The organism is Bradyrhizobium sp. YCK136, from assembly GCF_044570075.1.
Lineage (GTDB): Bacteria > Pseudomonadota > Alphaproteobacteria > Rhizobiales > Xanthobacteraceae > Bradyrhizobium > Bradyrhizobium diazoefficiens.
Genome location: NZ_CP172424.1, coordinates 4,619,838 through 4,631,905 on the forward strand (window position 1 = coordinate 4,619,838; position 12,068 = coordinate 4,631,905).

At 62.7% G+C, this 12,068-nt stretch carries 15 protein-coding genes and 2 tRNA genes; all 17 read left to right on the forward strand.

The window, feature by feature from the left end:
- Window positions 1-24 precede the first annotated feature (24 nt).
- The 17 genes from ACFLEY_RS22545 (at window position 25) to ACFLEY_RS22625 (ending at window position 12,067) form a co-directional block, all read left to right on the forward strand.
- On the forward strand, window positions 25-567 hold the full coding sequence (locus ACFLEY_RS22545; RefSeq protein ID WP_060912048.1) for a hypothetical protein: 543 nt from the start codon (window positions 25-27) through the stop codon (window positions 565-567).
- A 138-nt stretch (window positions 568-705) separates the two neighbouring features.
- Window positions 706-779: transfer RNA gene (locus ACFLEY_RS22550), tRNA-Cys, on the forward strand.
- A 77-nt stretch (window positions 780-856) separates the two neighbouring features.
- Window positions 857-2,320, forward strand: a complete 1,464-nt coding sequence (gene terL / locus ACFLEY_RS22555) for a phage terminase large subunit (RefSeq protein ID WP_060912049.1) — start codon at window positions 857-859, stop codon at window positions 2,318-2,320.
- Between the two features lie 18 nt (window positions 2,321-2,338).
- Entirely contained in the window at window positions 2,339-3,937 is a 1,599-nt protein-coding gene (locus ACFLEY_RS22560) for a DUF4055 domain-containing protein (protein WP_082756877.1), read from the forward strand.
- A 38-nt stretch (window positions 3,938-3,975) separates the two neighbouring features.
- Complete coding sequence (locus ACFLEY_RS22565; protein WP_129557597.1) at window positions 3,976-4,284, forward strand: hypothetical protein; 309 nt, start codon at window positions 3,976-3,978, stop codon at window positions 4,282-4,284.
- A 216-nt stretch (window positions 4,285-4,500) separates the two neighbouring features.
- Entirely contained in the window at window positions 4,501-4,824 is a 324-nt protein-coding gene (locus ACFLEY_RS22570) for a hypothetical protein (protein ID WP_060912052.1), read from the forward strand.
- 238 nt (window positions 4,825-5,062) lie between these two features.
- Window positions 5,063-5,139, forward strand: a tRNA-Asn gene (locus ACFLEY_RS22575).
- Between the two features lie 195 nt (window positions 5,140-5,334).
- Window positions 5,335-6,246, forward strand: a complete 912-nt coding sequence (locus tag ACFLEY_RS22580; RefSeq protein ID WP_129557598.1) for a hypothetical protein — start codon at window positions 5,335-5,337, stop codon at window positions 6,244-6,246.
- A 116-nt stretch (window positions 6,247-6,362) separates the two neighbouring features.
- Window positions 6,363-7,343 (forward strand): major capsid protein, encoded by a 981-nt coding sequence (locus ACFLEY_RS22585; RefSeq protein ID WP_060912054.1) that lies wholly within the window; start codon window positions 6,363-6,365, stop codon window positions 7,341-7,343.
- An 82-nt stretch (window positions 7,344-7,425) separates the two neighbouring features.
- Window positions 7,426-7,857 carry a hypothetical protein gene (locus ACFLEY_RS22590; protein ID WP_396604891.1) on the forward strand — a complete coding sequence of 144 codons (432 nt, stop codon included), beginning with the start codon at window positions 7,426-7,428 and terminating at the stop codon, window positions 7,855-7,857.
- Between the two features lie 9 nt (window positions 7,858-7,866).
- Entirely contained in the window at window positions 7,867-8,283 is a 417-nt protein-coding gene (locus ACFLEY_RS22595) for a gp436 family protein (protein WP_060912056.1), read from the forward strand.
- The gene (locus ACFLEY_RS22600) at window positions 8,283-8,765 is read left to right on the forward strand and encodes a phage virion morphogenesis protein (RefSeq protein WP_396604892.1); all 483 of its coding nucleotides are present in this window, start codon (window positions 8,283-8,285) and stop codon (window positions 8,763-8,765) included. Before ACFLEY_RS22595 ends, ACFLEY_RS22600 begins: the two co-directional genes overlap by 1 nt.
- Window positions 8,762-9,343 (forward strand): hypothetical protein, encoded by a 582-nt coding sequence (locus ACFLEY_RS22605; RefSeq protein ID WP_060912058.1) that lies wholly within the window; start codon window positions 8,762-8,764, stop codon window positions 9,341-9,343. The genes ACFLEY_RS22600 and ACFLEY_RS22605 overlap by 4 nt, the downstream gene beginning before the upstream one ends.
- A complete protein-coding gene (locus ACFLEY_RS22610; RefSeq protein WP_253623459.1) occupies window positions 9,343-10,560 on the forward strand; it encodes a hypothetical protein in 1,218 nt (405 codons plus the stop codon). The genes ACFLEY_RS22605 and ACFLEY_RS22610 overlap by 1 nt, the downstream gene beginning before the upstream one ends.
- An 11-nt stretch (window positions 10,561-10,571) precedes the next feature.
- Complete coding sequence (locus tag ACFLEY_RS22615; RefSeq protein WP_396604893.1) at window positions 10,572-10,847, forward strand: hypothetical protein; 276 nt, start codon at window positions 10,572-10,574, stop codon at window positions 10,845-10,847.
- Window positions 10,831-11,187, forward strand: a complete 357-nt coding sequence (locus ACFLEY_RS22620) for a GPW/gp25 family protein (RefSeq protein ID WP_396604894.1) — start codon at window positions 10,831-10,833, stop codon at window positions 11,185-11,187. The genes ACFLEY_RS22615 and ACFLEY_RS22620 overlap by 17 nt, the downstream gene beginning before the upstream one ends.
- A 10-nt stretch (window positions 11,188-11,197) precedes the next feature.
- Window positions 11,198-12,067, forward strand: coding sequence for a baseplate J/gp47 family protein (locus tag ACFLEY_RS22625; RefSeq protein ID WP_396604895.1), 870 nt, complete (start codon window positions 11,198-11,200; stop codon window positions 12,065-12,067).
- The last annotated feature ends 1 nt before the right edge of the window (window position 12,068 follow it).

Genomic DNA, 12,068 nt, shown 5'->3' on the forward strand with positions numbered 1-12,068 from the left:
CAGTCGCAAGAAAGAACAAGAACAATGACTGATCTACCGCCGCGTCGCCGGGGACGGCCGACGAACGAGGAGAAAGCCGCGCGCGAGGCCGCCGCGAAAGCCGCCGCCGAGAAGGATGCGGAGGAGGGCGCCTTTCTCGACGAGATCCTTTCGGCTCCCGTCCAGGCGCGCAAGACCAAGCTCCAGCCCGACGAAGACACGCTGCGCGCTCTCTCCGAGCTGGCGAAGCTGTTCTGCACTCAAGAGGAGGCCGCAGGCGTTCTCGGCGTCAGCCGGCGCACGCTGGTCAGCTTTCTGAGTGAGCACGAGGTCGCCAGGGATGCCTGGGACGACGGGCAGCAGCGCGCGAAGGTTTCGCTGCGCCGGAAGCAGATGGCGCTGGCCGACAAGAACGCGCCGGCCTCGATCTTCCTCGGCAAGAACTATCTCGGCCAGAAGGACGAGAACCACACCAACCTCAACGTCAAGACTGAGGCGGCTCAGATGACCGAGGAGCAGCTGCTGGAGATCGCAGCTCGAGCCCCGGCCGCACCTCGCACGCCGCCGAAGAAGGAAAGCGTCCACTGACGCCAACCCAACAAGACCCCTGACGGGATCGATCGTGGCAGCCGGAGCTTCCGTTACCCGGTGACGATCGACCGCAATACTAAGTCCTGAACTAACAGGACGATCCTCTTGGCCAGAGGGCGTGGGGTCCTCCTTTTCGACGCGGTGGCCGAGCGGCCAGGCAGCGGACTGCAACTCCGCGGAGGCTGGTTCGACTCCAGCCCGCGTCTCCATTCACTCTGACCGAGTTGCCGCTTCGGGGGCATCTGCGCTCGCGCCTCGGTCGGAGTCTAAACCTTCCGAGAAAATCGTGAACAGCATAACCGAGGTCTCCCCCGAGGAGGCCGCGGCCGAAATCCTGCGTCGTAGGAGAGGCCGCGAACGCCTCATCGACTTCACCGAGTACACGCTCCACAAATACTACGCCGACCCATTCCACCACATCGTGGCGGATGCGCTTGAGCGCGTCGAGCGAGGCGAATGCAAGCGCCTCATGATCTTCGCGCCGCCGCGGCACGGCAAGAGCGAGCTGTCGACCCGCCGCTTCCCGGCGTGGTTCCTTGGACGCAATCCCGACAAGAACATCATCTCGGCGTCCTACAACGGCGACTTCGCCACCACCTTCGGCCGCGAAGTCCGCGGCATCGTCCGCAGCGCCGAGTACAATCGGCTATTCCCATCCGTCGCGATCCGGTCCGACAACCGCGCAGCAGACGAGTGGGAGCTGGAAGCCGGCGGCAAATACTTCGCAGTGGGCGTCGGCACCGGTACCACCGGTAAGGGCGCCAACCTCTTCCTGATCGACGACCCGATTAAGGATCGCAAAGAGGTCAAGTCGGCCAACTTCCGCCAGGACCAGTGGGACTGGTACCGAGACGTCGTCTACACCCGTCTTGAAGAGGATGCTGCAATCGTCCTCACGCTGACGCGGTGGCACTACGACGACATCGCCGGCCGCCTCATCGACATGATGAACGACGGCAAAGGTCTCCCGTGGGAGATCCTGCTGCTGCCGGCGCTCCCCGAGGTCAAATGGGCTGAGGGTGAGGACGGCGTCAAGCGCATGATCCTCAACGAGGACGGCACGGTCCCGGGCGACCCGCTGCGGCGCAAGCCCAAGGAGCCGCTGGCGCCGAACCGCTTCTCCTACAACGCGCTGATGGACCGCTCCGAGGTTCTCGGCGAGCGCTCGTTCTCCGCGCTTTATCAGCAGAAGCCGATGGCCGACGACGGCGGCTTGTTCCGAGCCGAGTGGTTCGAGGCTCCGACCGAGCTTCCGGCCAAGCGCGTGCGCGTGCGCGCGTGGGACTTGGCGGCATCATCTGACGGCGACTGGACGGTCGGCGTCCTGATGTCGAAGGACAGCCAAGGCATTTTCTACATCGAGAACGTCATCCGCTTCCGCGGCTCGCCGCTGGAGGTCGAGAAGAAGATCTTCGAGACAGCCAGAAACGACGGCCGATCGGTCTCGATCGTAATCCCCCAAGACCCGGGCCAGGCCGGCAAGAGCCAGGCCCAGAACTTCATCCGCCGGCTCGCCGGCTACATCGTCAAGACACCGCGCCCCACTGGTTCGAAAGAGACCCGGGCTGCCGCATTCGCTGCGCAGGCCGAGGGGAGAAACGTGAAGATGGTGGTGGGCAGTTGGAATGACTGCTTCACCGACGAATTGGAGACCTTCCCCCTTGGCGTCCATGACGACCAGGTGGACGCGGCTTCCGATGCCTTCAACGAACTCCTCGGTCCACGCAAGGCGGCGATCCTTGACTGGTAACGTCAGGACCCATTTGAAATGGCCGATACCCAACTGAAATACACGCCGTCTCCGAAGACGGGTAACCCCGGTGAATTGTCGTCCGCGGCAGTCACCATGCAGCAGCGCACGCGCATGCTGCGCGCGGTCTACGGCGGCACCGAAACGATGCGCGCCATGGACAAGGAGTTCCTTCCGCAATACGAGAAGGAGTCCGACGCCCGCTACAAGTCGCGCCTGGCCTCCACGTTCGCTCTCAACAAGCTCAGGGAGGCCGTGGATGCGGCTTCCGCAAAACCCTTCCGGACGCTGCTGAAGGTCAACAACGGCGATCCTGACCTCGATACGTGGGTCCAGGACATCGATTTGCAGGGCAACCACCTGCACGTCTTCGCCCACCAGTTTTTCAACAACGCCATGCTCGACGGCATGTGCCACATCCTCGTCGATCATCCCGACACCTACAACATGAAGAGCCTGGCGCAGCAGAAGGCATCCGGCGCCCGGCCGTTCATGAAGATGTTCAAGGTCAACGACGTCGCCGCGGCCTACGACCAGTATGTCGGTGGCGACACCAAGACCGTCCACGTCCGCATCCGCAGCCAGCGCGCCGAGCGCGACGGCTTCAAGGAGGTGCTCTACAACCAGATGCGGGTCATCGAGATCGACCCAACCAAGACCTCCGGCATCGTTCAACTCTGGGAGCAGAAGGCGACGTCGGGCGGCTCGAACTGGGACTTCATCGAAGAGGCGCCGCTCCAGAACATGGCCGAGGTTCCGTTCGTCACCATGTATGCCGGCGAAAAGGAAGCCGACTATCTGGTGCGCCCGGTCTTCATCGATCTCGCCTACAAGCAGATCGAGCACTGGATCTCCAGCTCTGATCAGCGGTCGATCCTGTCGGCCGCCCGGTTCCCGATGCTGGCGTGCTCCGGCGTCGTGATCGATCCGGAAGACGAGAAGCAGTTCGCGATCGGCCCGTACAAGGTGCTCTACGCGCCTGAGGCAAATGGTCGCTGGTACTACGTCGAGCCGAAAGGCACGGCGATCGAGTCCGGCGCCAAGGATCTGAACACCCTCGAAATGCAGATGGACATGATGGCGCTCAACCCGGTCACGGGCACGCACCGTCAGTACGTTCCGCAGAACGAGCGCGACATCCAGGAGACGCGCGTCCACTCGGTCGTCCACGACATGGCCATCAACTGCCAGGACTCGATCGAGAAGGCGATCCTGTTCATGGGGCAGTGGACCAACAAGGACTACACCAAGGTCCAGGCGCTCCTGAACACCGAGTTCTCGAACACGAAGGACCGGCTCGCCGAGGTCGCGCAGCTGGTAAAGATGTGGGAAGAGCGCGGTCTGTCGCGTCAGGCCCTGTTGACCGAGGTGAAGAACCGGAACCTGCTGGGTGACGACTTCGACATGACGCAGGAGCTGGCGCTGTGGGCCAAGGTTGACGAGCTGATGCAGTCCAACGACGGCATGATGCCGGGCCGCTGGACTCAGGCCGATCCTGCGAAGGCGCCGGCCGGCGGAGGTCAGACGAGCGGTGCGCCGGCTGCAAACAGCAACACCCCGTCACAGCCTTTGCCGGATTTCGGTCCGGGCCAGCTTCGGCCGAAAAAGCAAATCTGATTGACTTGCGCAAATGCGCATGATAGCAGCGACGCCCCATGGCCGAGATCCGTTTGGAACTGAAAGCTGAGACCTACTACTGCGAGCCCTGCTCACTGAAGCAAGGCACGCTGGTGCAGGAACTCGTCCGGATGATCCCTCGGTCCGTGGTGCTGTTCGATAAGCTGGTGGGTGACGAGTACTACTGCTGCCCGATCTGCTTCGAGCCGAAGTTTAACGTTCGTGGCAAAACCCGGGTAAAACATGGGAAATCTAGGGGAGAAGATCGACCGGTGGCTGCAGATCAGCCCGGAGAACCAGAGGCCGGCCCCCGAAAGCCCACCGGCCCAACCCTCGTCAAAGGCTGAGGAGAACCTGGAGCGGATCGCCAAGCATACGGCGGACATCCGCTACCTCGGCCTCCTCGACGCCTTCATGCCCGTAATTGCCCTGGGCCTCATCTGGCTCGGGCTGCGCTGGCTCTTCAGCCACTGACCCGTTTGCAGACCGTTTGCATGCCCGGACAAGGTGGGCTTGACAAAACCGCGGTACCGTGCTTATTCATTTGCTTGAATGCAAATGGAGTGACCGTGCGGCTCTTCGAACGCAAAACCCTCGTCCAAGCCTTCAAATTGCCCCTCTGGGGCCAGTTTGCTGAGGAGGTTCCGCCCGCCTGGCTGGTCAAGCGCCTGCAATCGGGCGAGCTGACTATGAACAGCCTCGGCGGCATCACCATGGCGAACCGATGGGGGCACCAGCAGTGCGCTGCTGGCGACGTCGTCCTGCTCACCGAGCACGACACGATCGAGTTCTCGACACCCGAGGAGTTCGGGCTTCTCAGCGAGCCCAAGCCTCATCGCGATGAAGATGGCGCCTGCTCCCAGTGCGGCTTCGGCATCGACGACTGACCACCGACATTTCGTCCGTACGTCACCCGCTCAGGTTTGCCTGGGCGGGTTTTTGTTTTCCTCACTCCAACTTGCTCCCCGCCGGGACCAACATCTTGGCGGGGCTTTTTGCGACACGGGTTCGCGCTCCCGTCATTGGTCGAGCGCGATTTCGGCGGTCTCAGCTCGCATCCCGCACAAGACGAGCAGGGATACCCAAGAGCGCGCCGCACGCCCGCGCCGCCGCCGAACACTTTCTTGGCAAGTAGCTCAGATCGGTAGAGCGCCTCGCTGTTAACGAGGATGTCGCAGGTTCGAGTCCTGCCTTGCCAGCCAGTCTCTCCTGCCACGAGTAGGCAGAGCATACAGGGCCGCTCAGCGGTCCCAGCCAATTCGCCAGCACTGATCAACCGAGCGCCGGGACGGCCTCGAACGACGATCTGTGCCGGCAAACCTGATTCCCCGGTCCTCGGGGATATCGCCGGCCCATCGAGCGGGATGCTTGACGGGCCTTTTATCACGAGGGGCGGGATGCCCCGCATTTCCGGGATGGATATGCTTAAAGCAGTCGTAACTGATCTCAATGAACTCGATGAGGGCCTCCGCGGCTACTACGTGCAGAAGGACGGCAAGTTCTTCCTGAACGTGACGCCGGTCGACGGTTTCCAACTCGACAACACCCAGGGCCTGAAGACGGCGCTCGGTGCGGAACGCAACAACGTTTCCGTGCTCCAGGCGCAGCTCAAGCCCTACGAAGGCCTCGACGTCGCCGCGGCTCGCACCGCGCTCGAACGCATCACCGCCTTCGGAGACATCACGCCGGAAGCCGCGAAGACCGCGGTCGAAACGGCGGCTCGACTGACTGCACTCGATCCCGAGAAGCAGGCCGAGCAGATCGCCAACACCAAGCTCGAAACCATCAAGGGCCAACTCTCCGCTCAGTACGGACTGAAGGAGACCGAGTGGACCACGAAGGTCAAGGGTCTGGAGGACGCGAATGCCAGCCTGGTGGGGCAGCTGAAGACCATCATGGGCGAAAGCCTGATCAAGTCGGAAGTCGCCAAAGCCAACCCCCTGGACGACGCGCGGGATGCCGTTGAACTCCTGGTGGGCAAGTTCGTCCGCACGTCCATGAAGGACGGCAAGGTCGTCACCGAAGTGATCGACACGAACGGCAACCCCCGCATCAAGGACGTGAACGGCACCCCGTTCACGGTCGCCGATCTCGTCGCCGAGATCCGCGAGAAATCCGCGTCGCTCTTCAAGCCCGAAGAGAAGCGTGGACTGGGGACCAACCCCGGAAGCCACAGCGCTGCGCCGGCCGGCGGGGTCGTGAACCCCTGGGCCGCGGAGACGCGCAACATCACCCAGCAAATGGTGCTGGAAAACACCAAACCTGAACTGGCCAAGCAGCTCAAGGCTGCAGCCGGCGTCAAGGACTAAACACCCAAAACGCTCATTCATTCCGACGCCGGGACGTTCTGCGCCCCGGCGTTTGCGTGAATGCAAAAAGCTGCTCCCAAGAGAGCAAAGGCCAGTCATAACCTCAAGAGTGAGAAATGACTGAGACTCGTCTCGCGGACATGATCGTCCCGACCAAGTTCAACAAGTACGTTCAGACGCTTTCGACCCAGAAGTCGGAGCTGTTCACGTCGGGCATCATCACCGACCTGACCAGCGTCATCGACTCGGAGATCGAGGGCAAGACGGTCAACATGCCGTTCTTCAACGACCTCGACGCGAGCGACTCCGAGCAGGTGCTCGACGACTCGACCGACCTCACCGTTGGCAAGATGACGACCGGCCAGGACGTGGCCGTGAAGCTTCTGCGCGGTAAGGCGTTCGGTACGTCCGACCTCGCTGCGGACCTGTCGGGCGCGGACCCGATCGACGCGATCGCCAACCGTTTCGCCGACTGGTGGAACAAGCGTATGCAGACCGCTCTGCTCTCGACCCTCTCGGGCGCGATGGGCGCGGCCTCCATGGCGGCCAACGTCAACGACATCTCCGGCCTGACCGGCGGTGCGCAGTACTTCGACGCCGACTCCTTCATCGACTCGGCCTTCTTGCTCGGTGACGAGCAGGGCGGTCTGACCGGTGTCGCGGTCCACTCGCTGACCCTGAAGGCGATGGTCAAGGCTGACCTGATCGACTTCGTGCCCGACAGCCAGGGCAAGCTGACCATCCCGACCTACCTCGGCAAGTCCGTGCTGGTCGACGACAGCATGCCGGTGAGCGGCGCGGGCGCGACCCGCATCTTCACCACCTACATCTTCGGCCCCGGCGCCATCGGCTTCGGCGAGAAGTCGCCCAAGGTGCCGGTGGAAGTCGAGCGCCAGGCTCTGAAGGGCATGGGCCAGGAGTACATCGTCAACCGCCGGCAGTGGGTCATGCATCCCCGCGGCGTGAAGTGGCTGGGCGGCACCCAGGCCGGCGTGACGCCGTCCAACGCCGAGCTGGCGACCGCGACGAACTGGCAGCGCGTCTATGACGCGAAGCTTGTCCGCATCGTGGCCTTCAAGCACATGCTGGCCTCCTAATCGTCTGACGACGGTTAGAGCCTGAAACACAAGACCCTCCTCGGGAAACCGGGGAGGGCTCTTTGTGACTCTGGAGACAATCATGTTTGGAACGAAAGGCTACAAAGTGCGCGAAGCAGCTGCGTACCGCAAGAACCGCGTACAGCGACTGGTCTCGGAAGAGGTCAGGGCCGCTCGTTTCGCCAACTTGCACGGCAATGCCGAGCCGAAGGCGGCGGAGCACGATCGCAAGGATCATGCCCATAAGCCGCATGTTCACGCGCACGGCGAAGTGACCGCTCAGGTGGAGGCGGTCGAGACGCCGGCTGGTGAGCCGGAAGTGCAGGCTCAGCAGGGCGAACAGTCGGAGCAGGCCGAACCGGCCGCTAGCGAGAATGCCGACGCTGACGAAGAGGCGAAGGAAGCTGCCGCCAAGGAAGCCGAGCGGGTCGCTGCCGAGAAGGCCGCTACCAAGGAAGCCGCCAAGGCTGCTGCGAAGGCTGCCGCCAAGGCCAAGGCCGCTGCCAAGAAGTAAGGAATTGTGATGGGCTACGCCAGCAAGGAAGACATCGACAAGCTGTACGGCACCGATCTCCTGGTTCGCGTGGCCGATTACAACAAGGACGGCACCCCGGACCCAGACGTCATCGAGCGTGGTCTGGAGGCTGCCGACGAGATCTGCGACGCATACCTGTCGGCTCAGTACACCATACCGGTCGTGCCGACGCCGGGTGTCGTGAAGAACTGCGCGATCGACATTGCCGTCTATAAGATGGCGCTCGGCCGCGGCAGCCGCACCGACGAAATGCGGCTCCGGTACGAAGATGCTCTGGCGCTGCTGGAGAAGATCTCGACCGGCAAGGTCGGTCTCGGCCTTCCTCCTGTTACCGGAGAGGACGGAACGACGATTGACCCGAACACGAAGCGGAGCGGACGGTCGTTCGACTGCGGGCGGGCGTAATGCCCAGCCTCAGCGTTCGCGTCGACACCGCGACCCTCGCGCGGGTCCACAAGCGTCTCGCCACACTGCTGCAGCAGGCGACAAATCTCGAGCCCGTGATGCGCGAAGCCGCGCAGTACATGCTCAATTCGACGGTCAACCGCATCAAGCGCACCCGGACCGCTCCGGACGGCGAACGATGGGCTGCCCTGTCAGACATCACCGCCCAGCTCAAGGGCCACGACCGGCCACTGTTTCAGTCCGGCGGGCTGCTCGGCGGCATCCGGATCGCCGACATCAGCAGCGACGGCTTCATGATCACCTCGGACGCCCCGCATTCGTCCTACATGCAGCGCGGCGTCAAGAAAATGAGAGGCGCCTTCAAGTCAAAGCGCCCATCCCCACAAGTTCCAGCCCGCCCGTTCATGGGCTTTTCGGACGAGAACGTCCGACGCATCGGCAAGATGCTGCGTGACCACATCAAGAAGGGAGGCGGCGAATGAGCAAGATCGTCGCTTTCCGCGACAACATTATCGACGCGATCAAGGAGCTGATCCCTGATCTGGACGTCGAATGGTACGACGGCCTGTTCGACGAACACGACATCGCGGACTGGGTGCTCAAGACACCCTGCGCGCGCGTGGCCGTGATGAACGTGCCAACCAACCATCTCTCGACCGGCGAGCTGAACGCGCACCTCCGGGTGGTCGTTGTCATCGTCGACGAGAACCGAGCGGTCGATCGCGACGGAGACGCCCGCGCCTGGGAGTTCGTCGAGCAGATCGCTGTCTGGGCCAACCTCAATCAGTTCGGCAACCCCGACGCTGCGCCGGCCACGAACGTCAAGTTCCAGCGGCTCAGCCAGCCGGTCCTGCGGCGCGAAGGCGTCTCGGTCGGCGTGGTCGAGTGGCTGAGCAACCTCACGATCGGCGTGAACCGCGCGCGGCAGCGCGACATGGCGTTCCATCTCGGCCTCCCGGTCGAGAAGATGCCGCTCACCACGGTCGTCACCAGCAGCGACATCCACCAAGGGGATCGTCACCTGTTCGAGAGCGAGGACGTAACACCGGAAGAAGAATAATGCGCGCACTGCACGCCATTGAGCGACGACTCCAGGACATGGAGCGCAAGTTCCAGAACAAGGAGCGCCTCGGCAGGATTGTCGACGTCAAGTTCGAGAACCAGCGCTGGTTCGTGAAGATGAACGACGGCGAGGATCAAACGCCGAGCGGATCTGGCGGGCAGGGCGGCAGCGGTCGCACCTTCAAGAGCGACTGGATGCCGTGGAAGAGCTTCTCCCACGGCACCATCAAGATGTCGGTCCCACCGAAGAAGGGCATGCAAGTGCTGATGCGGTCGGTCGCCGGCATGCCCGAGCTGGCCACCGTCGAGCCTCACCACTACGGGCCGGACACTCCTTCGCCTCACGGCAAGGAGGACGAGGTCGTCAAGCTGATCGAAGACGAAGATCAGCAGAACGGAGGCCAGGACGGAGAGGGCGGTGGCGCTGAGGCCGGCGGAGAGTCTGGCGGCGAAGAGGGCGGCGACAAGAAGTGGAATCACTGGCTGCGTGAGACCAAAGACACGCACCACCTGATCATCCGCAAGAAGGATGATCAGCAGCAGGACGACAGCCAAGACCAGACCTCGCCAGAAGCCGGCGGAGGTGGTGGCGGCGAACTGGACGCCATGAACTCGAAGGGCGGCCAGCGCAAACAGAAGTCCCGCAAGATCCCGGAGGTCGAGGAGGATGGCGACGACGACACCACCCAGGTGAAGTCGACGAAGGAATACATCCTCAAAACGGTCGGCAAGAAGAAGTCCTACTACCGGCAGGACGGCGAGAAGGTCCACATCCGCTACGGCGATCAGGACGAGAAAGCCGACATCCTGATGGATGAGAACCAGGTCAAGATCCAGTTCAAGGACAAAAAGGCCATGGTGAAGTGGACCGAGGAAGACCTCACGGTCCAGTTCGGCGAGGACGAGAACGCCAAGATGGTGATGACCGACGAGGACATCACGATCACTCAGGGCGGCGAAGACGCCTCCAAGATCTTCATCACCGACCACGAGATCGTCGTTTCGCAAGGCGACGACGCTTCGCGCGTTACGATCCAGGAAGACTACGTCGAAGTGAAGGGCGCCACTGAGTGCTCCTGCGGCGTGGATGGTCGCTGGGTCTACATCAATCAAGGCCGGGTCAACCTCGGCGTCTCTGGTCCCAAGGAAATGGCCGACAAGCGAGTGATGACCGAGGCCGGTCCCTCGCAGGTGGTCTGGGCCAAGATTGGATAAGAGAGAGAACAATGCCGAAATACACCGCTGACGTCGCCTTCTGGCACAAGGGCAACCTTGTCCCGGTCGGCGGCACGGTCTCGATGACGAAGGTCGAGGCGAAGTACCTCAAGGGCAAGGTGACCGAAGTCGTTCGGACCGCGCCCGCAACTCCTGCGCCGGCGGTGGAAGAGCCCAAGGCCGAGGCCCCGGCGCTCGGCGCCGCTGTCGTCGAGCATCCCATTCCGCGTCCCCACAAGAAGCGCAAGGCTGAAATGAAGGACGGCGATAATGGCGACGTCAACTAAGCATCTGATTGATATCGACCGCTACACCGGGGAGTTGATCCAAGGCTGGGAGCGGATCAAGCAGAGTATCTTCGTGATCCTCACCACCAGGCTGCGCACTCGTCTGATGCGCCTGTGGTGGGGCTCCAAGTTCAACGAGATGCAGGACAAGCCCGGCAACGAGGAAGTCCTGATGAGCAGCATGATGGCTGCCATCTCGGCCATCAACACATACGAGCCGGAGTTCAAGGTGACGCGCGTCGTCATCGAGGACATGGGTCCTGACGGCGAAATCACCATCACGGTCGAAGGCATCGATCTGGTGGACGAGGCGCTGCGCCGGCTCAAAACCACCATTTAAGCGAGGGTCAATGCCGAGTTTCGAGTCACCCGCGCTGTACATCGACTTCGCGCGGCTGCCGCCGCCGCAGGTGATCGAGGAGATCGATTACGAGGTGCTCCTGAAGCGCTACCAGGCCAAGGTCCTGGAGCTGCGGCCGGAGCTGGCCGCCGCGATCGCGCTGGAGCAGTCGCCGACCAACGTCATCCTCGAAGCCGAGTCCTACGGCGAGATGATCGTCCGCGAGCGCATCAATGCCGCTGCTCGAGCCTGCATGCTGCCGTTCGCTACGGGGTCTGACCTCGAAGTGATCGGCGCCCGCTTCAATGTGCAGCGAATGGACGGCGAGCTGGATCCTCGCCTCCGCCGACGAATTCAGCTCTCAATGGAGAGCTTCTCGACCGCGGGTAGCCCCGGGTCGTACATCTTCCACGCCCTGAGCGTTTCGACCCAGGTCAAGGACGTCTCTGCCGTCGCCGAGCGCGGAACGGGCAGGGTGACCGTCACGATCATGACCGATGGCACCAACCCGGTGCCGAGTTCGACGCTTGTCGATGCGGTCTACGACCGACTGATGTCGGATGGCATCAAGCCGCTCACGGACGACATCAGGATCCTACCGGTCACCAAAATCCCGGTGGACCTTTCCGCCAACCTCACGCTCTACCCTGGCCCCGACGCTTCGCTGGTGATCGCCGACGTCAACAAGTCGCTCACCTCGCTGCGCAACCGCGTCAGTCAGATCGGCATGGACCTGAAGCGGTCCGCCGTCATCGCCGCCCTCACGCAGGAAGGCGTCCAGAACGTCGACATCGACTTCCAGGACGTCAACGTCGGGACGGGTGGTGTGGTCTGGATCAACTCGGCCAGCGTGAACGTGTCCAGCATCCGCGAGGAGTAAT